The sequence below is a fragment of the Azotobacter chroococcum genome, from assembly GCF_004339665.1.
In the GTDB taxonomy this organism is placed as follows: domain Bacteria; phylum Pseudomonadota; class Gammaproteobacteria; order Pseudomonadales; family Pseudomonadaceae; genus Azotobacter; species Azotobacter chroococcum.
This window is the reverse complement of sequence record NZ_SMMU01000005.1, coordinates 13598-36469: the sequence shown is the minus strand read 5'-3', so window position 1 is coordinate 36469 and position 22872 is coordinate 13598. Positions and strand designations below refer to the sequence as shown.

Here is a 22872-nt window from a genome sequence, read left to right as displayed (position 1 = left end):
CCTGCGAGGCTACTACGCCGGAGGGCTTTAGTCATTGTCATGCCGCACTACTTTCCCCGGGCTGCGGCCTGAGCACCAGGAGGTCGCACTCCAGCGCCTCCAGTACCCGCTCGGCGGTATTGCCGATCAGCGCGTTGTCCAGATGGCCGCGGGCGACGGCGCCCATCAGCAGCAGATCGACCTGCCGGTCGCGCACGAAGCGGGGAATCACCTCTTCCGGATAGCCCTGTTCCAGATGACGGTGGCTGGCAGGAATCGCATAGGGCGCAAGCAGTTGCTCGAAGGCCTGGCGGTGCTGCCGGCTGCCGCGCTCGACATAGGCGTCGTAGGTGGCGACCAGCTCGGCATCGAAGACCAGGCTGCGTGGCAGCGGCGCATAACAGTGCAGGTAATGGGCGTCCAGCTGCAGGCGCTCGGCCAGTTCGCGGGCAGTGGCGATCAGGCGATGATCAAGATGGGCAGGCTTGTCGGCGCTGTGCAGCGGATCGAGGGCCGCGCACAGGCGCTGGCCCCGCCACTGGCCGGGATGCACAAGCCAGAGTGGTACCGGGCAGTGGCGAAGCAGCTGCCAGCAGGTATTGCTCAGCCGCAGGCGCTCGAGCAGGCCATGGCTGTGGGTGGCGGCCTTGAACAGCAGGTCCGGCTTCAGCTCCTCGACCCGGGCCAGGATCATTCTGTGCAGCGGCTTGCCCCAGCGTGTCTCGACCTGTACCTGCAGGCCTTCGGCGCGCAGCGGGGCGGCCAGCGCCTCGAGCCGCACGTGGCGGTGGGCGAGCAGTGCGGCGCGTGCCTGCTCGGTCTGCCGGTCGTCGAACAGCAGGCTGCCCTCCAGGGCGGGTTCGAACTCGCAGACCAGCAGTTCCAGGGCGGCACCGCTGCTGCGAGCCAGCCAGGCGGCCCGCTCCAAGGCCGGCTGGGCCTCCTGGGTGGGGTCGATCACGACGAGCAACTGGCGCAGGTTCATCATTGTCTCCTTGGCTCTTGGCATTGCGCAGTGCACCCGGGCGGCGGCCAGGATGTCCGATGCATAACAGACTAACTCAAGCGGGATATTGCGTACCGACGGGAGCATAAAAGCGAAGCGGCTGGTCTCTGATAATGGGACACTGGTTCCTAACCGACCTTGGGGTCATACTCAAAAACCGGACTAGCGATTTGTCATTAATCATGCCTATCCAGCGCCGTATCGAACGTCATCAACTGCCTTACTATCTCAAGGTGTTCAATCGGGTCACCGACAAGCCCATGGGCTATATCGGCAACATCTCCCGGGAAGGTCTCATGCTGATCAGTCCATGGCCGATGCTGGTGCTGGCCGAGTTCGACATGCGCCTGAAGATTCCGGGGCGCGAAGGCCAGCAGCACTACATCGACTTTTCCGCTACCTGCCGCTGGACCCGCGAGGACGTGACGCCCGGCAGCTTCGACTCGGGCTTCGAGCTGGCCGATCCGCCCGTCGGCTACCTCGAACTGGTCGACGTCCTGCGCCAGTACTTCACCTTCCATCCCAACCCCAACGCCGCATCGGCTTAGAGCACGCCGGCCCGTTTCCAGGCCAGGTAGCGGCCGACCAGCTCGGGCCCCAACTCGGCGGGGCGCACGTCGAGCAGCGGGATGCCTGCTGCCGCCAGGTGCTGGTGCAGGGCGGCGCGGGCGTTGAGGTAGTCGATCGTGCCGCAGTAGGCCAGGGCGTCCGCATGGCTTTCCACCGGCGTGTGGCTCAGCCGGTCGAGCACTTCCTCGCGCAGGCTGGCGACCAGCACCCGATGGTGGCGGGCCAGGCGGCGGACCGCCGCCGGCAGCTCGCCGTCGTCCTCGTCGCGCAGGTTGCTGAGGATCACCACCAGGGCGCGGCGGCGCTGGCGGCGCAGCAGCAGGTTCGCCGCGGCGGCGAAGTCCGCCGGGCGGCGGGTGGTCTGCAGGTCGTGGACGGCATTGAGCAGGGCGTGCAGCTGGGCGTCGCCCTTGGCCGGAGCCAGGTAGCGGTCCTGCTCGCCGGCGAGGGTCGCCAGCCCCACCGCGTCACCCTGGCGCAGCGCTACGTAGGCGAGTAGCAGGCAGGCGTCGAGGGCGTGGTCGAAATGGGCGAGTTCGCCGTCCCGGCTGCGCATGTGCCGGCCGCAGTCGAGCAGGAAGAGGATCTGCTGATCGCGCTCGTCGCGGTATTCGCGGACGATGGGCGTGTGCTTGCGCGCCGTCGCCTTCCAGTCGATCTGTCGCAGGGTGTCGCCGTCGCGGAATTCGCGCAGCTGGTGGAAGGCCTGGCCGAGACCGCGGCGCGGCAGCTGGCGCATGCCGAGACGGCCGAGCCAGGTGTCCAGCGCCATCAGCCGGGCCCGGTAGAGGCGGGTGAAGTCCGGGTAGACATGGGTCTCGCCGGGCAACTCCAGCCGGCGCCGTCCCTGCCATAGCCCGAGCGGGCTGGGCAGAATGATTTCGCAGTGCCGGAAGCGGAAATGCCCGCGCTCGAGGGGGCGGATCCGGTAGCCGCACTCGGTTGCTTCGCCGGGCCGCAGCTTCAGGCGCAGCGGCAGCGGCTCACCGCTCATGCCGGCCGGCAGGTGATCGAAGATTTCCACGGACAGCGCCAGCCGATAATCGTGCTCCAAGCTCAGGCGCACCTCGCTCCAGCGGCCCTGCGACAGGTGGCCCGGCAGCCGGCGCTGCAGACGGGGCGAGGGGCGCCAGTGCAGCCAGGCGGCATCCAGGCCGGCGAGCAGCAGCAGGGCGGACAGCAGTCCCCACCAGAGTGCCCCGAAGGCCGGCGATTCCTCGCCGTACAGGGCCGACTGGACGCCGAGCGGCAGGGCGGCGAGGAACAGGACGCCGAGCAGGATGAGAAGCTGGCGCGAGGGCTTCATGGCCGCGGCGCCGCGACCTGGTCGAGCAGCTGCAGCAGCACCTGATCCACCGACAGGCCCTCGATGTCCAGCTCTGGCGCCAGGCACACCCGGTGGCGCAGCACGGCCAGGGCGCAGTCGCGGATATCGTCGGGCGTCACGAAGTCGCCGCCGCGCAGCAGGGCGCGGGCCCGGCCGCAGCGCACCAGATCGATCGACGCGCGCGGCCCGGCGCCCAGGGTCAGGCCGGCGCCGTCGCGGGTGCGGCGCACCAGGCGCACGGCGTAGTCGAGCACCTGCTCGTCGAGCGGCACCTCGCTGGCCAGTTGCTGCAGCGCCAGCACGTCGGCGGCCTGCAGCAGGGGACGCAGCTCGGCGACCTCGAGCATGTCGGCGCGGGTCGAGCGGGCCGCCTGGCGGACCAGGGCCAGCTCGTCGGCGGCCTCCGGGTAGTCCATGCGCAGCTTGAGCATGAAGCGATCCAGTTCGGCCTCCGGCAGCGGATAGGTGCCCTCCTGCTCGATCGGGTTCTGCGTGGCCAGCACCAGGAACGGCTGCGGCACCGGCAGGGCGCGACCCTCCAGGGTCACCTGGCGCTCCTGCATGACTTCCAGCAGGGCCGCCTGGGTCTTGGCCGGGGCGCGGTTGATCTCGTCGGCGAGCAGCAGGTGGGTGAACACCGGCCCCTTGCGCAGCTTGAACTGCTCGCTGGCGAGGTCGTACACGGCATGTCCGGTGACGTCGCTGGGCATCAGGTCGGGGGTGAACTGGATGCGCCCGAAGTCGCCGCCGAAGCAGCGGGCCAGGGCCCGCACCAGCAGGGTCTTGCCGAGTCCCGGGACGCCCTCGACGAGCACATGGCCGTTGGCGATCAGTGCGGTCAGCAGGTCGTCGATGGCCGCCTGCTGGCCGATCACCGCCTTGCGGATCTCCGCGCGCAGGGCCTGGAGCAACTGGCCGGCCTGCTGGCGGGAGAGCGTTGGGGGAGTGCTTGCATCCTTCATAGGGCGTTCCTGAGTCGTTGCAGGTCGGCGACCTGGCGGGTGAAGTCGGCGGCCGGCAGCGCTTTGCCCAGCGGCCGCATGAGCCGGCCGATGTGCCCGGCTGGCAGCCGGGCGAAGCGGGCCAGCAGCTGCCACTGCGCCTCCTCGGGCAGCTCGGCGAAGCCCGGATCGCGCTGGCCGGCGCGGCGCCGGATATCCTGCTGGAGGCCCTGCAGCAGGCTGGCCTGGCCGCAGCGGTGGAGCAGGAAGTCGGCACCGGCGCGCAGGTGTTCCTCCAGTTGCCGGCGTGCCGGGCCGGCGACCGGCAGGGGCGGGCCCTGGCGCAGGCTGGCGCGCCACACCAGGCCGCCGGCCAGCAGGGCGAGCGCCAGCAGGGCGGCGGGAAAATGGCGCAGCAGCAAGGTCGCCAGGCTGTCGCCGGCGACCCGGTAGACCAGGGTGACCTGGCTGTCCCGGCTCAGGTGCCAGAGCAGCCAGGCGTGGTCGTGGGCGCCGATTTCTCCGTTCTCCCAGATCCAGGCGTCGGTCAGCACCGTGACGCGGCCCTGTTCGTGGCGCACCTGCAGCAGATGGGTGGCCTCGCCGCTGTTGGCCCAGGCGTAGGCGCGGTGGCGGCTGTCGTAGAGGTGGAAGGCGTTGTCGAAGGCCAAATAGGCCGGCGTCCTCTCGTTCTGCACGTAGAAGCGGGCCAGCTCTGCCCGGCGCCGGTAGCCGTTCCGCGGCTCGCCGATGGCCAGGTCCGCGCTCAGATGCTGCTGGATGCCCAGCCCGTCGAGCAGCAGGTCGCCGCTGCGGCCGGTCTTTTCGTCCCACAGCCGTTCGGCGACGAACACCAGGTGCCCGCCGGCGGCAACCCAGTCGAGCACCCGTTCGGCCTGGCGCGGCGTCATGTGCTCGCGACCGCCGAGCAGCAGCAGGGTCTGGGCGCGCCCGGGGCTGGCCGCCAGGGTCTCCAGGCCGCTGGCGCGCTGCACCTCGAGGCCCTGGCGGCGCAGGAAGAGTTCGGCGGCCAGGTAGGGATTGGCGCGGGCCTGCGGCGTCGGGCCGCGTTCGACGATTTCCCGGTAGGGATGCAGCTGGCCGAGCAGCCAGGCCCCCAGCAGCGCCAGGGCCAGCCCGCTGGCTGCCAGGGCGAGGCGGCGCGCTCCGCTCATGCCGTGCCCCCGCTGCCGAACTGGCGCCGCCAGGCCGCGAGCAGTTCGTCCTTCAGTTCGGCCGGTGGCAGACGCTTGCCGTAGGCGAGGTTCTGCCAGTGCCGGGTCAGGGTTTCGGCGAGCTGCTGCAGTTCGGCCCGCTCCAGCCGGCGGACCCGGCGCAGCACCTCGCCCTCGGTGTCGGCCTCGCTCAGCGGCAGCCGGTAATCCTCGCGTAGGCGCTCGAGCAGACCGCGGTAGAGCAGGGCCAGCGCCTGCCCGGGATCGTCGGCCCACAGCCGCTCGGCCTGCGTGGCGATGTCCGCGGGCAGTGCCGCCGGAGCGGGGTGGGGAGCTGCGTGCTCGGCTGGCGGCGGCGGGGCGCGTCGGGCGAACGGCAGGCGGCGCCCGGCGAAGGCCGCCAGCCAGTCGCGGTAGCGCCAAGCCAGCAGCACGGCTCCGGCACCGACGGCTGCCCACAGGAGGATTTCCAGCGCCTCGGCCAGCCGGCGAGCGAGGGGGGAGGGGGCGGACGGCCGGACGTCGACGTCCGGCGCCTGCGCCGGATCGCCGAAGCGCCAGCGGGTGATTTCTTCGCGGTGGCTGAAGGGCGGTTGCTCGAGCAGGGCCTGGACGTCCGCGCGGGCCGCTTGGCGGCCCAGCGCCTGGGCGGGCTGCGGGGCCGGCGGCTGGGCTAGGGCCGCGTCGGGAAGCGCCAGCGCCAGGCCGGCGGCGAGCAGCAGGATGCCGGTCGTGGTGCCCAGGCGCCGGCGCAGGCGCTGGAAGGCCACTTCGAGATCCCAGGCCTCCAGGTGCACGCGGCGATTCAAATAGAGGCCGAAGCCGCAGGCGATATACAGCGGTTCCCAGACCATCAGCACCAAGGCATAGAGCCCGTTGGTCAGATGCTCCAGCCACAGCCGGTCGGGCGGTGTGCCCTCCAGCAGTTGCTGCCAGTCGAGCGCGAGGCTCGTCTGCGCTGGCAACAGCAGATAAAGGAAGGCCAGCAGGCCGAGCCAGAGGGCCAGCTCCAGATGCAGGCCGACCAGGGTCAGCCAGCCGGCGCCGCGCTTGCCGGGCCCTGTCGCGAGCACGGCGCGACGCTGCTGCAGCTCCTTGCCGGCGAGTCCCTCGAGCAGCAGCACCGGCAGATCGAAGCTGCGCGTCGGGCTGAAGCGGCGCCGGGTCAGGCTGGCCAGCCATTCCGCGCGGAGCAGACCGGGCAGGGCGCGCAGGCTCTCGCCCAGGCGCGGCGTCGCGCCGAACAGGGCGCGGGAGAGGATGAACAGTGGCAGGCGCTCGCCGAGCGGCTTCAGCCACCAGAAGATCAGCAGCACCCAGCCGGGACTCTCCCAGAGCAGCAGGCTGAGCAGGGCCAGCAGCGGCAGGGCGGGCAGCGCCCAGGCGAGCATCAGCAGGCCGGCATGGCGCTGCGCCAGCAGTACGCCGAGGTCCATGGCTTCCCAGGGGCTGCGCGGGCGGAGGACCGCGACGCTGTCAGTCAGGCGCATGGCGCGTGCGTCCGGCAAGCAGGAAGTAGGCCGCCACCAGCCCCCAGAACAGGACGCCGACCGCGTACTTGAGCGGCGCTCCGGGAAGAGTCATGGACGACCAGTAGGCCTCGACGAAGGCGGCGACCAGCAGCAGGAGCAGTACCCCGGCGACCAGCCGCACGCTGCACGCCGCAGCTTGGCGCAGGGCCTCGCCGCGTGTCAGGCGGCCGGGGGCGAACAGCGCCCAGCCGAGCTTGAGGCCGGCGGCGCCGGAGAAGGTGATGGCGGTCAATTCGAAGGCGCCGTGGCCGATCACGAACGGCCAGAAGGTGTCGGTGTAGCCGATGCCGCTCAGGTGGCCGGCCACCGCACCGATCGACAGGCCGTTGACGAGCAGGAAGAACAGGCTGCCGAGGCCGAACAGCAGGCCGCTGGCGAAGGTCTGGAAGGCGATGCCGAAGTTGTGCATGACGTAGTAGCCGAACATCATCCAGTCGGCCGCGGAACTGCGCTCGCCGAAGCGGCCGAGGCGGCTGACGTCGGGGTCGTACATGGCCTCCATCTGCGCCACCTGCTCGGGGGTGAGCAGGCTGTAGACCAGCTCCGGAAACAGGTAGACCAGCAGGCCCATGCCGAACAGGCTGGCGTAGAACAGCAGGCTGGCGGCCAGCACCAGGCGCCACTCCTCGCGCACCAGGCGGGGAAAGCCGCCGAGCAAAAAGCCGATGCAGCGTGCACCCAGGTGGCTGCGGTGGCGGTAGAACTGGCGGTGGCCGCGCAGCGCCAGCTGCTGCAACTGCTCGACCAGCCGGCTGCCGTAGCCGCGCTGCTCGGCCAGCGCCAGCTGCCGGCAGAGGCGCCGGTAGGCGGCGGGGAACTGGCGGCTGTCCGGCCCGGCCTTGCCGTGCTCGAGGGCGTCGAGCTGGCGGGCGAAGGCCTGCCACTCGGCCTGGTGGCGTCGTTCGAAGGCGTTCTGCTTCATGACGGACCCATGAGTTCGCGGGCGATGCCGAGCAGCCGGGCCTCGGCCTGCGCTTCCGGCACCTGCAGCGGCCCGGCGAGGATGCCCGCCAGTTCGCGGCGGCGCCCGGTGGACAGCCCGGCCTGGCGCTCCGCGAAGGCGAGCAGGGCGCGCCGCTCGTCTGCCTGCAGGGCGAAGGGGAGCGGCTGCGCGGCGACCTCGGGCAGGGACGGGCGCGGCTGCGCTCGTTCCCGGTAGACCACCAGGGTGCCGGCGGCCAGGTCGCCCAGGCGCTTGAAGGCCGGATGGGCGAGGCAGCTGAGGATGCCCAGGCTGTAGCCGAACGGCAGCAGGTCGACGACGCGCAGCAGGTTGCGGGTCAGCGAGGCGGCCCAGCCGACCGGGGTGCCGTCGTCGTGCAGCACTTGCAGGCCGAGCAGCTGCTTGCCGGGCGAGCGGCCCTGGTTGAGCACCTCGAAGAGCACCATGTACCACCAGGTCACGAGGAAGAAGGTCAGGCTGGCCAGGCCCATGCCCAGTTCGCCGAACTGGCCGAGGAGCAGGAAGGCCAGCAGCAGGATCAGCCCGCGGACCATCAGGTCGACGGCGAAGGCCAGGGCGCGCGGCACCAGGCCCGCAGGGTGCAGCACGAGGTCGATGCCTTCGGGCGTCTCCACCAGATAGCGGGTATCCAGAGGCGGCTGCCGGACGGTGCCGTCGGAGGGCTGGGCGGGGGACGCGGACATCGGTCGGCCGTGCTCGCACTGAAAGCCCGATGCTAGCCAGCCGCCGGCCGCCAGGCAACCGCCCCGGTCCGGTTCGGGGCGAATGGTAGACTGGCGCCATTCCATCGACGGGAATCTCCCCAGTGACCTCCAGCATCTTCTGGTACGACTACGAAACCACCGGCATCAATCCGCGCTGCGACCGCCCCCTGCAGGTGGCGGGAATCCGCACCGATGAAGAGCTCAACGAGATCGGCGAGCCGCTGAACCTCTACTGCCGGCCGGCCGACGACATCCTGCCGCATCCGGCGGCCTGTCTGGTCACCGGCATCACCCCGCAGCTGCTCGCCGAGCGGGGCCTGTGCGAGGCCGAGTTCGTGACCCGCCTGCACGCCGAGCTGGCCCGCCCCGGCACCTGCACGGCCGGCTACAACAGCCTGCGCTTCGACGACGAGATCAGCCGTCACGCGCTCTACCGCAACTTCTTCGATCCCTACGCCCGCGAGTGGCAGGGCGGCAACAGCCGCTGGGACCTGATCGACCTGCTGCGCACGGCCTACGCCCTGCGTCCCGAGGGCATCCACTGGCCGCAGGAGGAGGGCCGGGTCACCCTCCGCCTGGAGCGGCTCACCGCGGCCAACGGCATCGACCACGGCCAGGCCCACGACGCCCTGGCCGACGTGCGCGCGACCATCGCCCTGGCCCGGCTGCTGCGCGAGCGTCAGCCGAAGCTGTACGGCTATCTCTATCAGTTGCGCAGCAAGCAGCGGGTGCTGGATCAGATCAGGCTGCTGCATCCCCTGGTGCACGTCTCCGGGCGCTTCGCCGCCGAGCGAGGCTACCTGGCGGTGGTCCTGCCGCTGGCCTGGCATCCGTCCAACCGCAATGCCCTGATCGTCTGCGACCTGCAGGCCGACCCTGCGCCATTGCTCGATCTCGATGCGGAAGTTCTGCGCCGGCGTTTGTATACCCGTCGAGAAGATATGGCCGACAATGAATTGCCGGTCCCCCTGAAACTCGTGCATATCAATCGTTGTCCGGTATTGGCGCCCTTGTCGGTATTGCGCGAAAAAGATGTTGGGCGTCTGCAACTGGACATGGCAGAGTGCCAAAGGCGCGTGGACTTGTTGTCTGCGGCCCAAGGAGTGTGGCAGGAAAAACTGCCGCAGATTTATGTGGGCGATGAATTTTCCGCCAGCGAGGACCCGGAGCAGCAGTTGTATGGCGGATTCTTTGGTGATCGGGACCGGCGTCTTTGCGAACAAGTGCGCCGGGCCGAGCCGCAAAGTCTGGGCAGGCAAAACTGGGGGTTCGACGATGCGCGTCTCCCCGAGTTGCTGTTCCGCTATCGGGCGCGCAATTTTCAGGAAACTTTGACGGCCGCCGAAGGCGAGAGTTGGCGGGATTTCTGCCGGCGGCGTCTGAACGATGCTGCCTGGGGAGCACCCAACACACTGGAGGGTTTCAATGTGCAGCTGGAGCAACTGCTCGTCCAAGCTGACAGTGAGCATCGATCGATACTGCTGGCCTGGCGCGAATATGCACGGCAGTTGCGCGAGCGCTATGCCATGTGAGGTATTGCGCTAAATCAGTACTTATAAGGGAGCGCCGGCAGTGCCGGCGCTCCCTTGATTATCCGGCAACTTCTGCTCAGTCGAGCAGAGTGGCCCAGCCCTCGACGACATCGGCGCCGTACTGGGCTTTCCATTCCTTCAGGGTCTTGTGATTGCCCCCTTTGGTTTCGATGGTTTCATTGGTGTAGGGGTTCTTGTACTGCTTGACCTTGCGGGCGCGCTTGGCAGGCGCCGGGGCCGGCTTGGCACTGCGTGCGCCACGCGCGGACTTGGCATCCGGATCGAGCAGGGCATTGATGTCGCGCAGGGACTTTTGATATTCCCCCATCAGCTTGCGCAGTTTGCCCTCGAACTCCAGTTCTTTCTGCAGCTTGTCGTCCTGGGAGAGATTCTTCAGGCGTTCCTGAAGCTCCTTGATGGCCTCTTCGGTGGCGCGGTATTCGTTGATCAGGGACATTTTACTTACCTTGAACCCCGGAGGGGTGATTAGACGAGTTCTGGGACAATGATAGTCAGGCATTGTTGGCAAGTAAATATCCAGGAGAACTTTGTTCAACTTTAGTTACGGCCTTTGTCGCCGTATGCAGAAAGTCGCCGTGGAAATAGCCGCAGCAGGATTTATAGGCCGCTAATACTTGGGCAGAATCAGTCCTGGCGCGACTCTGGCCATGACCACCGTTAATAGAATCACCGGCACAGTCGCCGTGGCGCATGTCGACAAAATCAAGTGAACGGCCGGCGGACCGCTAATAAAGGGGCTTCGAGAAGAGTTCCGTGCCGGCCTGTTTGATGTGACCCTTCAATCCACAACAGCGCGGCGATATCCCGCCTTTATCCGTCGCTGCAGTGCAATCCGGCTGTTGTGCGAAGTGGCGCGGCTGCTTGTTGGCCGATCTCCCCGGCTCGCGTGTGGGTTACTGAAGTTTTCCGGCGCTGTGGCTAGAATGACGCTTTCGCGAGTTCTGGAGTTGTTCCCATCATGCGTACATTTCGGCTGGTGATCGCCTGTCCCGACCGGGTCGGCATCGTCGCCAAGGTCAGTAATTTCCTGGCCACCTACAACGGCTGGATCACCGAGGCGAGCCACCATTCGGATACCCACAGCGGCTGGTTCTTCATGCGCCATGAAATCCGCGCGGATTCCCTGCCGTTCGATCTCGAGGAGTTCCGCCGCGCCTTCGCACCGATCGCCCGCGAGTTCTCCATGGAGTGGCGGGTCACCGACTCCAGCCAGCTCAAGCGCGTGGTGCTGATGGCCAGCCGTGAATCGCACTGCCTGGCCGACCTGCTGCACCGCTGGCACAGCGGCGAACTGGCTTGCGAGATCCCTTGCGTGATCGCCAACCATGACGAGCTGCGCAGCATGGTCGAGTGGCACGGCATTCCCTATTACCATGTGCCGGTCGATCCGCAGAACAAGGAGCCGGCCTTCGCTGAGGTGTCCCGGCTGGTCCGCGAGCATGCCGCCGACACCGTGGTGCTGGCCCGCTACATGCAAATCCTGCCGCCGCAGCTGTGCCAGGAGTTCGCCATGCAGGTCATCAACATCCACCACAGCTTCCTGCCGTCCTTCGTCGGTGCCCGGCCCTATCACCAAGCCTCGCTGCGCGGGGTGAAGCTGATCGGCGCGACCTGCCACTACGTCACCGAGGAGCTGGACGCCGGCCCGATCATCGAGCAGGACGTGGTGCGCATCACTCACCGGGACAGCGTCGAGGACCTGGTGCGCCTCGGCAAGGACGTGGAGAAGATGGTGCTGTCCCGCGGGCTGCGCTATCACCTCGAGGACCGCGTGCTGGTGCATGACAACCGCACGGTGGTGTTCGCCTGAGAAGGGTGGGGCCGGCAGGCTGACGGGCAGCCTGCCGGTCGTGCGCCGGCCGGGCGCCTTGGCGGGACTGGTGCCCTGATGGACAATTTCTCGCACAGCCGGCGGAGGCGCTCTCCGCCGGGCCGATCCCGGGGTTGCCCATGCTCGTCGACAACCGCATCAAATTCCGCCATCTGGTCAGCTTTCTCGAGGTGGCCCGCCAGCGCAGCTTCGCGAAGGCGGCCGACGCCCTGGCGGTGTCCCAGCCGGCGATGTCCAAGACCCTCAAGGAACTGGAGGAGATTCTCGACGCCCGGCTGTTCGAGCGCAGCAAGTCCGGGGTTTCCCTGACCCCGGCGGGCATCACCTTCCTGCGCTATGCCGGACCCTGCGTGCAGGCCCTGCGCGACGGCGTCAACACCCTGCGCGGCGACAGCCAGGCCGGCGGGGTGGTGCGTGTCGGGGTGCTCTCGACGGTGGAGAGCCAGGTGGTGCCGGAGGTGGTGCTGCGCCTGCACCGGAAGCATCGGGCGCTGGTGGTCAGCGTCGCCACCGGTCTCAGCGCCTATCTGCTCGCGCAATTGCGGGTCGGCGAGCTGGACTTGGTGGTCGGGCGGATGACCGACAGCCCGGAGATCCGCGGGCTGACCTTCGAGCACCTTTATAGCGAGTCCATGGCGCTGGTGGTGCGGCCCGGGCACCCGCTGCTCGAGACCGATCTGTCCGATCTGGCGCTGCTCGGCGACTACCCGCTGATCCTGCCGCTGGCCGGCACCACCATCCGCCAGTATGCCGAGAGCTTCTTCGTCCAGTGCGGCATTCCCCTGCCGGCGCAGCGCCTGGAAACCCTCTCGCCGGTGCTGAGCCGGCGCTATGTGCTGTCCAGCGACGGGCTCTGGCTGGCGCCGCTGGATGCGGTGCGCCTGGACCTGCAGAACGGCGAGCTGGTCGAGCTGGCGCTGGGGGTGCGCGAGGCCGGCGGCTCGATCGGCTTCTGCTGGAACTCGGCGCTGCCGCTGCCGCTGGCCGCGCAGTGGTTCTGCGATGAGCTGCGTCAGGTGGCGAGGGAGCTGGGCGGAGGTGTAGATACATAACCGATAGGTTATGTATGAGGGCGTTCTTTTCAATTTCCATCCAGGCTCTCGGGTGTGACACTTCGTCTCGCGTAGCCGCCTTGCGGTTCTAGCGACTCCACAATCCCAAGAACAAGGAGCCTGAGATGTCCGAGCTCGATACCCGCCGTTTCGTCGCCCGTGACCGGAATTGGCAGCCGAAAGGCTATACCCCAGATTACAAGACCACCATCGCCCGCTCGCCGAGCCAGGCCTTGGTCAGTATCCCGCAATCCCTGTCGGAAACCACCGGCCCGGACTTTACCCATCTGAAGATGGGCAAGTACGACAACGACCTGCTGCTCAACTTCAACCACGGCGGTCTACCGGTCGGCGAGCGCGTCATCATGTGCGGTCGGGTGATCGACCAGTACGGCAATCCGGTTCCGCATACCCTGGTGGAAATGTGGCAGGCCAACGCCGGCGGCCGCTACCGTCACAAGAACGACAGCTACCTGGCGCCGCTGGACCCCAACTTCGGCGGGGTCGGCCGCACCCTGACCGACGCGAACGGCTACTACTACTTCCGTACCATCAAGCCGGGTCCCTACCCGTGGCGCAACGGCCCGAACGAGTGGCGCCCGTCGCACATCCACGTGTCGATCAGCGGCCCGTCGATCTCCACCAAGCTGATCACCCAGATGTACTTCGAGGGCGACCCGCTGATTCCGAAATGCCCGATCGTCCGCACCATCGCCAACCCGGACGCCGTCGAGACCCTGATCGGCCGCCTGGACCTGAGCAGCAACGTGCCCATGGACTGCCTGGCGTACCGCTTCAACATCGTGCTGCGTGGCCAGCGCCAGACCCGTTTCGAGAACCAGTGAGAAGGAGCCGACCATGAACTACGAACTGCTGCCGGAAACCCCCTCGCAGACCGCCGGTCCCTACGTGCACATCGGCCTGGCTGGCGCTGCCGCCGGCAATCCGACCCGCGAACAGGAAATCTGGAACGAGATGGCCAGGGATGACGCCCCGGGCGAGCACATCATCCTGATCGGCAAGGTCATCGACGGCAACGGCCACTTGGTCCGCGACTCCTACCTGGAGCTCTGGCAGGCCAACCACGAAGGCGTCTACGACACCGTCTACGACCTGGAGAAGTCGTTCAACGGCTTCGCCCGCACGGCGACTACCTTCGACGCCGGCGAGTGGACGGCGAAGACCGTCAAGCCGGGCGTGGTGAAGAACGCCGCCGGCAAGCCGATGGCACCGCACATCAACGTGTCGCTGTTCGCCCGCGGCATCAACATCCAGCTGCAGACCCGCATCTACTTCGAGGACGAAGTCGAGGCCAACGCCGCCGATCCGGTGCTGAACCTGATCGAGCAGCCGGAGCGTCGCAAGACCCTGATCGCCAAGCGTTGCGAGGTGGACAACAAGACCGCCTACCGCTTCGACATCCGCATCCAGGGCGAAGGGGAAACGGTGTTCTTTGACTTCTGAGGTCATGCACCGGCCGGCGCCCGCGCAAGCGGTGCGTCGGCACTTCGCAGAGCGACTGGCGGCGTCGGGCTTTCAAGCCGACGCCGCGCAGTCGTTTGCGCTCGGCCAGTTGGCCGAGTGGCTGGAAGAGCTGCTGGGCGGCCGGCGCAACTGGCTGCGCCGGCCCGTCACCGGCCTCTACCTGTGGGGTGGGGTGGGGCGTGGCAAGAGCTTCGTCATGGACTGCTTCTTCCAGGCCGCGCCGCTGGCGGCCAAGCGCCGCGTGCACTTCCACGCCTTTTTGCAGGAGCTGCAGGTGCGTCTGCTGGCCCACACCGGACAACCCGATCCCCTGGCGAGGGTCGCCGGAGAGCTGGCCGGCGAGGTGCGCCTGCTCTGCTTCGACGAATTCCACGTGCACGACATCGGCGACGCCATCCTCCTCGGGCGCCTGCTCGAGGTGCTGCTGAAGGCTCAGGTGGGGGTGGTGATCACCTCCAACTATGCGCCGGCGGCGCTCTGCCCGAACCCCCTGCATCACGAGTGCTTCAAGCCGTTCATCCGCGTGCTCGAGCGGCACCTGCGCGTCGTCGAGCTGGACGGTGGCGTCGACTACCGCTCCTGCGGCGGCCGTGACTGGGGCCAGTACCACTGGCCGGAGTCGCCGCACAGCCTGCAGGACTGGCGCCGCGAGCTGGGCCTGGCCGTGCCGGCGGAGCCGCTGGCGGTCAACCGGCTGAGCCTGGCGCCGCTCGGCCAGGACGCGCGCAGCCTCTGGCTGGACTTCGCCGCGCTGTTCCCGGTGCCGTCCTCGACCCGCGACTACCTGTGGCTCTGCGCGCGTTTCGAGCGCATCGCGATCAGCGGGTTGCCCTGTCTGGACCGGCATTCGCTGGACGTCCAGCAACGCTTTTTGAATTTCGTCGACATCGCCTACGACGCCGGCATCGAGCTGCTGCTGAGCAGCGAGACGAGCCTGGAGAACCTCTGCCGCGAACGGGTCCACGAGGACTTCGCGCGCACCCGTAGCCGCCTGGCCCAGCTCCGGCCGCGGGTGCTGGCGGACTTCTAGCGCGACGCCGGACGCTCGATTGTGATCGCTCGGCGGCTGGCCGATAATCGAGCATGCCGCGTTCGCCTCTTTCCGCCATTCCCTTTTCGGGGGCGAGCCAGCCAAGGAGACTTCATGAGTGAGTTGCGTCAGGCCGTGCCCACCCTCGCGCCGCCGCCCTACATTTCCCCCGCCAAGCGCATCGAGGCGCTGAGCGGCGATCCGAACTTCATGACCTCCCTGGCACGTGGCCTGGCGGTGATCGGTGCCTTCCAGGAGCGCAAGCGCCACCTGACCATCGCCCAGATCAGCCACCGTACCGAGATCCCCCGGGCCGCCGTGCGCCGTTGCCTGCACACCCTGATGAAGCTCGGTTTCGCCACCACCGACGGGCGCACCTATTCGCTGACGCCCAAGGTGCTGACCCTCGGTCATGCCTACCTGTCCTCCACGCCGTTGGCAGTGTCCGCGCAGACCTACCTCGACCGGATCAGCGAACAGCTGCACGAGGCCTGCAACCTGGCCACCCTGGAGGGCGAGGAAGTGCTCTACATCGCCCGTTCGGCGATTCCCCAGCGGCTGATCTCGGTCGATCTCAGCGTCGGCTGCCGGTTGCCGGCCTACTGCACCTCGATGGGACGCGTGCTGCTCGCCGCGCTGGACGACGTCAGCCTGCAGGAATACCTCGAGCACGCCGACCTGCTGCCCAAGACCAGTCGCACCCTGCATACCCGCGAGGCGCTCTGGGAGTGTCTGCAGCAGGTCCGCCGGCAGGGCTGGTGCATCGTCGACCAGGAGCTGGAACAGGGCCTGCGCTCGCTGGCGGTGCCGGTCCAGGATTCTTCGGGGCGGGTGCTGGCGGCGATGAACGTCAGCACCCATGCCGGGCGGGTATCCATCGCCGAGCTGGAAAAGCGCTACCTGCCGATCATGCTGAGCGCCAGTCGCGACCTGAGCGCCCAGTTGTTCGCCTGACGAGCGCCCGGCCACGGGGTGTGCCGTCCCGCGCCCCCGATCGCTCGATAGCCTCCTCACAAGCCGTTCGATAAACGAACGAATTGGCGATTATCGGATTGTTCCGCCCCGCTCTTGCCCGTACTTTGGCTGCAAACCGCGCCGCCTCCGGCGCAGCCGATCCCCGACAAGAGCACGTACGAAATGGCCGAAATCCTCACCCTGCGTGAAGCGGTGCAGCGCTTCGTCAACGACGGCGACACCGTCGCCCTCGAAGGCTTCACCCACCTGATTCCCACCGCCGCCTCCCACGAGCTGATCCGCCAGGGCAAGAAAGACCTGACCCTGGTGCGCATGACTCCCGACCTGGTCTACGACCTGCTGATCGGCGCCGGCTGCGCGAAGAAGCTGATCTTCTCCTGGGGCGGCAACCCCGGCGTGGGTTCCCTGCATCGCCTGCGCGACGCGGTGGAAAAGGGCTGGCCGCAGCCGCTGGAGATCGAGGAGCACAGCCACGCCGACCTGGCCAACGCCTACGTGGCCGGCGCCTCCGGCCTGCCTTTCGCGGTGCTGCGCGCCTACGCCGGCTCCGACCTGCCGAAGGTCAACCCGCTGATCAAGAGCGTCACCTGCCCGTTCACCGGCGAGGTGCTGGCCGCAGTGCCCTCGGTGCGCCCGGACGTCACCGTGATCCACGCGCAGAAGGCCGACCGCAAGGGCAACGTGCTGATCCAGGGCATCCTCGGCGTGCAGAAGGAAGCCGCACTGGCCGCCAAGCGCGCCATCGTCACCGTCGAGGAGATCGTCGACGACCTCAAGGCGCCGATGAACGCCTGCGTCCTGCCGACCTGGGCGCTGGCCGCGGTCTGCCTGGTGCCCGGCGGTGCCCATCCGTCCTACGCTCACGGCTACTCCGAGCGCGACAACCGTTTCTACCAGGACTGGGACCCGATCGCCCGCAGCCGCGAGAGCTTCACCGCCTGGATCGACGCGTTCATCCGCGGCACCGCCGACTTTTCCGAGTACAAGGCCAAGCTGGCCGCCCAAGAGGCCAAATAATGACTTACTCCACCAATGAAATGATGACCGTCGCCGCCGCCCGCCGCCTGGGCAACGGCAGCGTCTGCTTCGTCGGCATCGGCCTGCCGTCCAAGGCCGCCAACCTGGCGCGCCTGACCCACGCCCCGGACGTGGTGCTGATCTACGAATCCGGCCCGATCGGCGCCAAGCCTTCCGTGCTGCCGCTGTCGATTGGCGACGGCGAGCTGGCCGAGACCGCCGACACCGTGGTGCCGACCGGCGAGATCTTCCGCTACTGGCTGCAGGGCGGGCGTATCGACGTGGGCTTCCTCGGCGCCGCCCAGGTCGACAAGTACGGCAACATCAACACCACGGTGATCGGCGACTACCACAAGCCCAAGGTGCGCCTGCCCGGCGCCGGCGGCGCGCCGGAGATCGCCGGCAGCGCGAAGAAGGTGCTGATCATCCTCAAGCAGTCGCACCGCACCTTCGTCGACAAGCTGGCCTTCATCACCTCGGTTGGCCACGGCGAGGGCGGCGACCACCGCAAGCGCCTCGGCCTGCCCGGTGCCGGTCCGGTGGCGATCATCACCGACCTGTGCATCATGGAGCCGGAAGCCGGCACCCACGAGTTCATCGTCACCGCCCTGCATCCGGGCGTGACCCGCGAGCAGGTGATCGAGAACACCGGTTGGCAGATCCGCTTCGCCGATCAGCTGGCGGTGACCGAGGCGCCGACCGAGACCGAACTGGTCGCCCTGCGCGATCTGGAAGCCCGCACGGCCGCTGCCCACGGGCAGCTGGGCGGTGAAGAATGAGCCGCGACGTCTATATCTGCGACGCCGTCCGCACCCCCATCGGCCGCTTCGGCGGCGCGCTGGCCGCGGTGCGCGCCGACGACCTGGGTGCGACTCCGCTGAAAGCCCTGCTCGAGCGCAACCCGCAGCTCGATCCTGAAGCCATCGACGATGTGTTCTACGGCTGCGCCAACCAGGCCGGCGAGGACAACCGCAACGTCGCGCGCATGGCGCTGCTGCTCGCCGGCCTGCCGGAGACGGTGCCGGGCGTGACCCTCAACCGTCTGTGCGCCTCAGGGCTCGACGCGGTGGGCACCGCCTTCCGCGCCATCGCCAGCGGCGAGATCGAGCTGGCCATCGCCGGCGGCGTCGAGTCGATGAGCCGCGCGCCCTTCGTGATGGGCAAGGCCGACGGCGCCTGGTCGCGCAACATGAAGATCGAAGACACCACCATGGGCTGGCGCTTCATCAACCCGTTGCTGAAGGCCCAGTACGGCGTGGAAGCCATGCCGCAGACCGCCGACAACGTGGCCGAGGACTATGGCATCTCCCGCGCCGACCAGGACGCCTTCGCCCTGCGCAGCCAGCAGCGCGCCGGCCGCGCCCAGGCGGAAGGCTTCTACGCCGAGGAAATCGTCCCGGTGATAATCAAGGGCAAGAAGGGCGACACCGTGGTGGCTGCCGACGAGCATCCGCGTCCGGACACCACCCCCGAAGCCCTGGCCAAGCTCAAGCCGGTCAACGGCGAGGGCAAGACCGTCACCGCCGGCAACGCCTCGGGCATCAACGACGGCGCTGCCGCGATGATCCTGGCTTCCGCCGAAGCCGTCGCCAAGTACGGTCTCAAGCCGCGCGCCAAGGTGCTCGGCATGGCCAGCGCCGGCGTCGCGCCGCGCGTGATGGGCATCGGCCCGGTGCCGGCGGTGCGCAAGCTGTGCGAGCGCCTGAACCTGGCGGTCGCCGACTTCGACGTGATCGAGCTCAACGAAGCCTTCGCCGCCCAGGGGCTGGCCTGCCTGCGCGAGCTGGGCATCGCCGACGACGACGCGCGGGTCAACCCCAACGGCGGCGCCATTGCCCTCGGCCATCCGCTGGGCATGAGCGGCGCGCGTCTGGTGCTGACCGCCCTGCACCAGCTGGAGAAGTCCGGCGGCAAGAGGGGCCTCGCCACCATGTGCATCGGCGTCGGCCAGGGCCTGGCGCTGGCCATCGAGCGCGTCTGACCCTGCTCGGGGCCATCGTAGGGTGGGTAACCGCGTAGCGTTACCCACCAGGAAGCGGGTGGTGGAAAACGCTGGCGCGGTTTTCCACCCTACGAAACTGTAGGAGCGAATGCATTCGCGATAGGGTGAACGCCAGTCGCGGATCAATTCGCTCCTACAGGTACGCGCTGCCAACCTAGGCTGTACTGCCATCGCTTTCAGGATGATCGTCTTGAGCAACCAACTGTTCGATGCCTACTTCACCAGCGCGCCGATGCGCGCGGTGTTTTCCGACCGCGGGCGGCTGCAGGGCATGCTCGACTTCGAGGCCGCGCTGGCGCGCGCCGAAGCGCAGGTCGGACTGATTCCCGCGGCCGCCGTGGCGCCGATTGCCGGTGCCTGCCGCGCCGAGGCCTATGACGTCGCCGCGCTGGCCACGGCCATCGCCACCGCCGGCAACTCGGCGATCCCGCTGGTCAAGGCCCTCGGCCGGCAGATCGCCGCCGTGGATGCCGAGGCCGAGCGCTACGTGCACCTCGGTACGACCAGCCAGGACGCCATGGACAGCGGCCTGGTGCTGCAGTTGCGCGCCGCCGTCGAGCTGTTCGAAACCGAGCTGGCGCAACTGGCCGAGGATCTCGCCGTGCAGGCCGAGCGCCACGCCGCCACCCCGCTGGCCGGCCGCACCTGGCTGCAGCACGCCATCCCGGTGACCCTCGGCATGAAGCTCGCCGGGCTGCTCGGCGCCGTCACCCGCCAGCGTCAGCGGCTGGCCGAATTGAAGCCGCGCCTCTTGGTCCTGCAGTTCGGCGGCGCCGCCGGCACCCTGGCGGCGCTGGGCGAGCACGCCCTGCCGGTGTCCGAGGCGCTGGCCCGCGAACTGGACCTGAGCCTGCCCGAGCAGCCCTGGCACACCCAGCGCGACCGTCTGGTCGAGTTCGCCGGCTGGCTCGGCCTGCTCGCCGGTACCCTCGGCAAGCTCGGCCGCGACCTGTCCCTGCTGATGCAGACCGACGTCGGCGAAGCGTTCGAGCCCTCCGCGCCGGGCAAGGGCGGTTCCTCGACCATGCCGCACAAGCGCAACCCGGTCGGCGCCGCCGTGCTGATCGGCGCCGCCACCCGTGCGCCGGGGCTGGTCGCCACCATGCTGTCGGCGATGCCCCAGGAGCACGAGCGCAGCCTCGGTCTCTGGCATGCCGAGTGGGAAACCCTGCCCGAGCTGTGCTGTCTGGTTTCCGGCGCATTGCAACAGGCGCGCCTGCTGCTGCCGGGGCTGGAGGTGGATGCCGCGCGCATGCGCGCCAACCTCGACCTGACCCGCGGCCTGGTGCTCGCCGAGGCGGTGAGCATCGCCTTGGCCCAGAGGATGGGCCGCGAGCGTGCCCATCATCTGGTCGAGCAGTGCTGCCGCCAGGCCGTCGCCGAGGGGCGTCACCTGCGCGCCGTGCTCGGTGCCAACGCCGAAGTGAGCGCCGAGCTGTCCATCGCCGAACTGGATCGCCTGCTCGATCCGTCCCATTACCTTGGCCTGGCGCAGCGCTGGGTCGTCCGTGCCGTGGCCGAACACCGCGCCACCCACTGCTAAGGAGTCATAGATGCCGACCGTGCAACTCGCCGATGGCGCACTGAACTACCAGATCGACGGCCCCGCGGGCGCGCCGGTGCTGGTGCTGTCCAACTCGCTGGGCACCGACCTGCGCATGTGGGATACCCAGATCCCGGCCTTCGCCGGGCACTTCCGCGTGCTGCGCTACGACACCCGCGGCCACGGCCATTCGCTGGTCAGCCCGGGGCCGTACAACGTCGAGCAGCTCGGCCGCGACGTGCTGGCGCTGGCCGATGCCCTCGACATCCAGAAGTTTTCCTTCTGCGGCCTGTCCATGGGCGGGCTGATCGGCCAGTGGCTGGGCGTCAACGCCGGCGAGCGCCTGCACAAGCTGGTGGTGTGCAACACCGCGGCGAAGATCGGCAACGACGAGGTCTGGAACACTCGCATCGACACCGTGCAGAAGGGTGGCCAGCAGGCCATGCGCGACCTGCGCGACGCCTCGATCGCGCGCTGGTTCACCTCGGAATTCGCCGCCGCCCAGCCAGGCAAGGTCGAGCCGATCGTCGGCATGCTGGCGCAGACGGCGCCCGAGGGCTATGCCGCCAACTGCGCGGCGGTGCGCGATGCCAACTTCCGCGAGCAGCTCGGCGCCGTCGCCGTGCCGACCCTGATCGTCTGCGGCACCCAGGACGCGGTGACCACCCCGGAGCACGGCCGCTTCATGCAGGAGTGCATCCAGGGCGCCGAGCGGGTCGAGTTCCACGCCGCGCACCTGTCCAACGTCGAGGCCGGCGAAGCCTTCACCCTGGCGGTGCTGGATTTCCTCCGCAAGTAAGGCACGCGCTGGGTGGACAACGCGCGCAGCGGTTTTCCACCCTCTGCTCTGCCCCCCATCAATGCTCGGCTCGTTTCCGGCGCGCCGAGCGGGAGTACCGCAATGGATGAAAAAGAACGCTACGACGCCGGCATGCAGGTGCGCCGCGCGGTGCTCGGCGACGCCCACGTCGACCGCAGCCTGAAGAACCTGACGCCGTTCAACGAGGAGTTCCAGGAGATGATCACCCGGCATGCCTGGGGCGACATCTGGACCCGTCCGGGCCTGCCGCGCCACACCCGCAGCCTGATCACCATCGCCATGCTGATCGGCATGAACCGCGAGGGCGAGCTGAAGCTGCACCTGCGCGCGGCGAAGAACAACGGCGTGACCCGCGACGAGATCAAGGAAGTGCTGATGCAGAGCGCCATCTACTGCGGCATTCCGGCGGCCAACGCCACCTTCCACCTGGCCGAGGAGGTCTGGGACGAGCTGGGCGTGGAATCGCTCGGCTGAGTTGCCGCCGGATGCCGGCTGGCAGGCCGGCATCCGCGGTGGTCACGCTTTATTCGTCGCAGGCATCCCACGCGGGGGCGAACTCGGGGCTGACCAGGCGCTGGTTTTTCGGCAGGGCATCGATCAGGGCGCGGTCTGCGTCGTCCAGCGTCACCTCCAGCGCGCCGAGGTTGATGCGCTGGTTGGCGACGCTGCCGGCCTTGGGAATGGCCGCGACCGCGGGCTGGTCGAGCAGCCATTTCAGGGCGATTTGTGCAGGCTGGGCCCGATGCTTGGCGGCGATATCGCGGATTTCCGCCACCTCCGCAATGCGGTTGCGGGCCAGCGGGCTGTAGGCGATCAGCGCCATGCCGTGTTGGCGGGCGTAGTCGAGCAGCTGCCGCTGGCCGAGCAGGACGTGGTATTCCACCTGGATGGCGGAGAGCGGCGCGCCCAGTTCCTCGACCGTCCGGCGCAGCAGCGGCAGCGGGAAGTTGGCCACGCCGATGTGCCGGGCCTTGCCTTCCTCGCGCAGGGCGACCAGCGTCTCGATGCTGCGCGGCAGGTCCCAGTCCTTGCCCGGCCAGTGGATCATGAACAGATCGACGCGGTCGCTGCGCAGGGCGTCCAGGCTGCGCTCCAGCGAGGCGCGCATGGCCGCCGGCTGCAACTGGTCCCACCAGACCTTGGTGGTCAGGTGCACCGCTTCGCGGGGCACCGGCGACTGTTCCAGCGCCCGGCCCACGGCCGCCTCGTTCTCGTAGGCGGCCGCCGTGTCGATATGCCGGTAGCCCAGCTCCAGGGCGCTCTGTACGGCGCGCCTGCATTCCTCGCCGAGCATCGGCCAGGTGCCGAGGCCCAGTCTGGGCAGAACCAGCCGGTCATGGGTGACGATGTTCTGCATGGGTTCTTC

The 22872-nt window shown here is 68.5% G+C and carries 23 protein-coding genes; 14 read left to right on the top strand and 9 right to left on the bottom strand.

Annotation, left to right across the window (positions count from 1 at the left end):
• Positions 1 to 37: 37 nt before the first annotated feature.
• Positions 38 to 964: a universal stress protein gene (locus tag EV691_RS06475; RefSeq protein ID WP_131301256.1), complete on the bottom strand. Its 927-nt coding sequence runs from the start codon at positions 962 to 964 to the stop codon at positions 38 to 40.
• A 203-nt stretch (positions 965 to 1167) separates the two neighbouring features.
• On the opposite strand from EV691_RS06475, the gene EV691_RS06470 reads away from it, so the two are divergent.
• Positions 1168 to 1533 (top strand): PilZ domain-containing protein, encoded by a 366-nt coding sequence (locus EV691_RS06470; protein WP_131301254.1) that lies wholly within the window; start codon positions 1168 to 1170, stop codon positions 1531 to 1533.
• Here the strand turns inward: EV691_RS06470 and EV691_RS06465 are convergent.
• From EV691_RS06465 to EV691_RS06440, 6 genes are read right to left on the bottom strand one after another with little or no spacing between them, the layout of a single operon-like run.
• Positions 1530 to 2861 (bottom strand): DUF58 domain-containing protein, encoded by a 1332-nt coding sequence (locus EV691_RS06465; RefSeq protein ID WP_131301252.1) that lies wholly within the window; start codon positions 2859 to 2861, stop codon positions 1530 to 1532. The genes EV691_RS06470 and EV691_RS06465 overlap by 4 nt on opposite strands.
• Positions 2858 to 3844, bottom strand: a complete 987-nt coding sequence (locus EV691_RS06460; protein WP_131301250.1) for an AAA family ATPase — start codon at positions 3842 to 3844, stop codon at positions 2858 to 2860. Before EV691_RS06460 ends, EV691_RS06465 begins: the two co-directional genes overlap by 4 nt.
• A complete protein-coding gene (locus tag EV691_RS06455) occupies positions 3841 to 4998 on the bottom strand; it encodes a DUF4350 domain-containing protein (protein WP_131301248.1) in 1158 nt (385 codons plus the stop codon). Before EV691_RS06455 ends, EV691_RS06460 begins: the two co-directional genes overlap by 4 nt.
• On the bottom strand, positions 4995 to 6488 hold the full coding sequence (locus EV691_RS06450; protein WP_207390277.1) for a DUF4129 domain-containing protein: 1494 nt from the start codon (positions 6486 to 6488) through the stop codon (positions 4995 to 4997). Before EV691_RS06450 ends, EV691_RS06455 begins: the two co-directional genes overlap by 4 nt.
• Entirely contained in the window at positions 6475 to 7452 is a 978-nt protein-coding gene (locus EV691_RS06445) for a stage II sporulation protein M (protein WP_131301246.1), read from the bottom strand. Before EV691_RS06445 ends, EV691_RS06450 begins: the two co-directional genes overlap by 14 nt.
• A complete protein-coding gene (locus tag EV691_RS06440; protein ID WP_131301244.1) occupies positions 7449 to 8177 on the bottom strand; it encodes an RDD family protein in 729 nt (242 codons plus the stop codon). Before EV691_RS06440 ends, EV691_RS06445 begins: the two co-directional genes overlap by 4 nt.
• 122 nt (positions 8178 to 8299) lie before the next feature.
• Between EV691_RS06440 and sbcB the strand changes: the two genes are divergently transcribed.
• The gene (gene sbcB, locus EV691_RS06435) at positions 8300 to 9730 is read left to right on the top strand and encodes an exodeoxyribonuclease I (protein WP_039802730.1); all 1431 of its coding nucleotides are present in this window, start codon (positions 8300 to 8302) and stop codon (positions 9728 to 9730) included.
• Between the two features lie 76 nt (positions 9731 to 9806).
• On the opposite strand, the gene mvaT is transcribed toward sbcB, so the two are convergent.
• A complete protein-coding gene (gene mvaT / locus EV691_RS06430) occupies positions 9807 to 10187 on the bottom strand; it encodes a histone-like nucleoid-structuring protein MvaT (protein WP_039802732.1) in 381 nt (126 codons plus the stop codon).
• A 522-nt stretch (positions 10188 to 10709) separates the two neighbouring features.
• Between mvaT and purU the strand changes: the two genes are divergently transcribed.
• The 12 genes from purU to pcaC all read left to right on the top strand — a co-directional run bounded on the left by purU (position 10710) and on the right by pcaC (position 21980).
• On the top strand, positions 10710 to 11561 hold the full coding sequence (purU, locus tag EV691_RS06420) for a formyltetrahydrofolate deformylase (protein WP_039802735.1): 852 nt from the start codon (positions 10710 to 10712) through the stop codon (positions 11559 to 11561).
• Positions 11562 to 11701: 140 nt separating this feature from the next.
• Positions 11702 to 12634 carry a pca operon transcription factor PcaQ gene (pcaQ, locus tag EV691_RS06415; RefSeq protein WP_131301242.1) on the top strand — a complete coding sequence of 311 codons (933 nt, stop codon included), beginning with the start codon at positions 11702 to 11704 and terminating at the stop codon, positions 12632 to 12634.
• A 125-nt stretch (positions 12635 to 12759) separates the two neighbouring features.
• Entirely contained in the window at positions 12760 to 13479 is a 720-nt protein-coding gene (gene pcaH, locus EV691_RS06410; protein WP_131301240.1) for a protocatechuate 3,4-dioxygenase subunit beta, read from the top strand.
• A 13-nt stretch (positions 13480 to 13492) separates the two neighbouring features.
• Complete coding sequence (pcaG, locus tag EV691_RS06405) at positions 13493 to 14098, top strand: protocatechuate 3,4-dioxygenase subunit alpha (protein ID WP_131301238.1); 606 nt, start codon at positions 13493 to 13495, stop codon at positions 14096 to 14098.
• 4 nt (positions 14099 to 14102) lie between these two features.
• Positions 14103 to 15149 (top strand): cell division protein ZapE, encoded by a 1047-nt coding sequence (gene zapE, locus EV691_RS06400; RefSeq protein WP_131301473.1) that lies wholly within the window; start codon positions 14103 to 14105, stop codon positions 15147 to 15149.
• 114 nt (positions 15150 to 15263) lie between these two features.
• The gene (locus EV691_RS06395) at positions 15264 to 16103 is read left to right on the top strand and encodes an IclR family transcriptional regulator (protein WP_131301236.1); all 840 of its coding nucleotides are present in this window, start codon (positions 15264 to 15266) and stop codon (positions 16101 to 16103) included.
• Between the two features lie 183 nt (positions 16104 to 16286).
• Positions 16287 to 17141, top strand: a complete 855-nt coding sequence (locus EV691_RS06390) for a CoA transferase subunit A (protein WP_131301234.1) — start codon at positions 16287 to 16289, stop codon at positions 17139 to 17141.
• Positions 17138 to 17920: a CoA-transferase subunit beta gene (locus tag EV691_RS06385; RefSeq protein WP_131301232.1), complete on the top strand. Its 783-nt coding sequence runs from the start codon at positions 17138 to 17140 to the stop codon at positions 17918 to 17920. Before EV691_RS06390 ends, EV691_RS06385 begins: the two co-directional genes overlap by 4 nt.
• Complete coding sequence (gene pcaF / locus EV691_RS06380; RefSeq protein ID WP_131301230.1) at positions 17917 to 19122, top strand: 3-oxoadipyl-CoA thiolase; 1206 nt, start codon at positions 17917 to 17919, stop codon at positions 19120 to 19122. Before EV691_RS06385 ends, pcaF begins: the two co-directional genes overlap by 4 nt.
• Positions 19123 to 19333: 211 nt before the next feature.
• Complete coding sequence (locus tag EV691_RS06375; RefSeq protein ID WP_131301228.1) at positions 19334 to 20686, top strand: 3-carboxy-cis,cis-muconate cycloisomerase; 1353 nt, start codon at positions 19334 to 19336, stop codon at positions 20684 to 20686.
• 10 nt (positions 20687 to 20696) lie between these two features.
• The gene (gene pcaD, locus EV691_RS06370; RefSeq protein WP_131301226.1) at positions 20697 to 21485 is read left to right on the top strand and encodes a 3-oxoadipate enol-lactonase; all 789 of its coding nucleotides are present in this window, start codon (positions 20697 to 20699) and stop codon (positions 21483 to 21485) included.
• A 102-nt stretch (positions 21486 to 21587) separates the two neighbouring features.
• Positions 21588 to 21980 (top strand): 4-carboxymuconolactone decarboxylase, encoded by a 393-nt coding sequence (gene pcaC, locus EV691_RS06365; protein WP_089168853.1) that lies wholly within the window; start codon positions 21588 to 21590, stop codon positions 21978 to 21980.
• A gap of 49 nt (positions 21981 to 22029) precedes the next feature.
• On the opposite strand, the gene EV691_RS06360 is transcribed toward pcaC, so the two are convergent.
• Positions 22030 to 22863, bottom strand: a complete 834-nt coding sequence (locus EV691_RS06360) for an aldo/keto reductase (RefSeq protein WP_131301224.1) — start codon at positions 22861 to 22863, stop codon at positions 22030 to 22032.
• Between the last annotated feature and the right edge of the window lie 9 nt (positions 22864 to 22872).

Coding starts and splice junctions, on each gene's coding strand:
- pcaG (WP_131301238.1), top strand. CDS start 13,493: ATGAACTACGAACTGCTGCCGGAAACCCCCTCGCAGACCGCCGGTCCC.
- pcaD (WP_131301226.1), top strand. CDS start 20,697: ATGCCGACCGTGCAACTCGCCGATGGCGCACTGAACTACCAGATCGAC.
- pcaF (WP_131301230.1), top strand. CDS start 17,917: ATGAGCCGCGACGTCTATATCTGCGACGCCGTCCGCACCCCCATCGGC.
- EV691_RS06360 (WP_131301224.1), bottom strand. CDS start 22,863: ATGCAGAACATCGTCACCCATGACCGGCTGGTTCTGCCCAGACTGGGC.
- EV691_RS06470 (WP_131301254.1), top strand. CDS start 1,168: ATGCCTATCCAGCGCCGTATCGAACGTCATCAACTGCCTTACTATCTC.
- EV691_RS06460 (WP_131301250.1), bottom strand. CDS start 3,844: ATGAAGGATGCAAGCACTCCCCCAACGCTCTCCCGCCAGCAGGCCGGC.
- pcaC (WP_089168853.1), top strand. CDS start 21,588: ATGGATGAAAAAGAACGCTACGACGCCGGCATGCAGGTGCGCCGCGCG.
- EV691_RS06390 (WP_131301234.1), top strand. CDS start 16,287: ATGGCCGAAATCCTCACCCTGCGTGAAGCGGTGCAGCGCTTCGTCAAC.
- purU (WP_039802735.1), top strand. CDS start 10,710: ATGCGTACATTTCGGCTGGTGATCGCCTGTCCCGACCGGGTCGGCATC.
- EV691_RS06440 (WP_131301244.1), bottom strand. CDS start 8,177: ATGTCCGCGTCCCCCGCCCAGCCCTCCGACGGCACCGTCCGGCAGCCG.
- pcaH (WP_131301240.1), top strand. CDS start 12,760: ATGTCCGAGCTCGATACCCGCCGTTTCGTCGCCCGTGACCGGAATTGG.
- EV691_RS06465 (WP_131301252.1), bottom strand. CDS start 2,861: ATGAAGCCCTCGCGCCAGCTTCTCATCCTGCTCGGCGTCCTGTTCCTC.
- EV691_RS06445 (WP_131301246.1), bottom strand. CDS start 7,452: ATGAAGCAGAACGCCTTCGAACGACGCCACCAGGCCGAGTGGCAGGCC.
- mvaT (WP_039802732.1), bottom strand. CDS start 10,187: ATGTCCCTGATCAACGAATACCGCGCCACCGAAGAGGCCATCAAGGAG.
- EV691_RS06395 (WP_131301236.1), top strand. CDS start 15,264: ATGAGTGAGTTGCGTCAGGCCGTGCCCACCCTCGCGCCGCCGCCCTAC.
- EV691_RS06475 (WP_131301256.1), bottom strand. CDS start 964: ATGAACCTGCGCCAGTTGCTCGTCGTGATCGACCCCACCCAGGAGGCC.
- EV691_RS06450 (WP_207390277.1), bottom strand. CDS start 6,488: ATGCGCCTGACTGACAGCGTCGCGGTCCTCCGCCCGCGCAGCCCCTGG.
- EV691_RS06455 (WP_131301248.1), bottom strand. CDS start 4,998: ATGAGCGGAGCGCGCCGCCTCGCCCTGGCAGCCAGCGGGCTGGCCCTG.
- zapE (WP_131301473.1), top strand. CDS start 14,103: ATGCACCGGCCGGCGCCCGCGCAAGCGGTGCGTCGGCACTTCGCAGAG.
- pcaQ (WP_131301242.1), top strand. CDS start 11,702: ATGCTCGTCGACAACCGCATCAAATTCCGCCATCTGGTCAGCTTTCTC.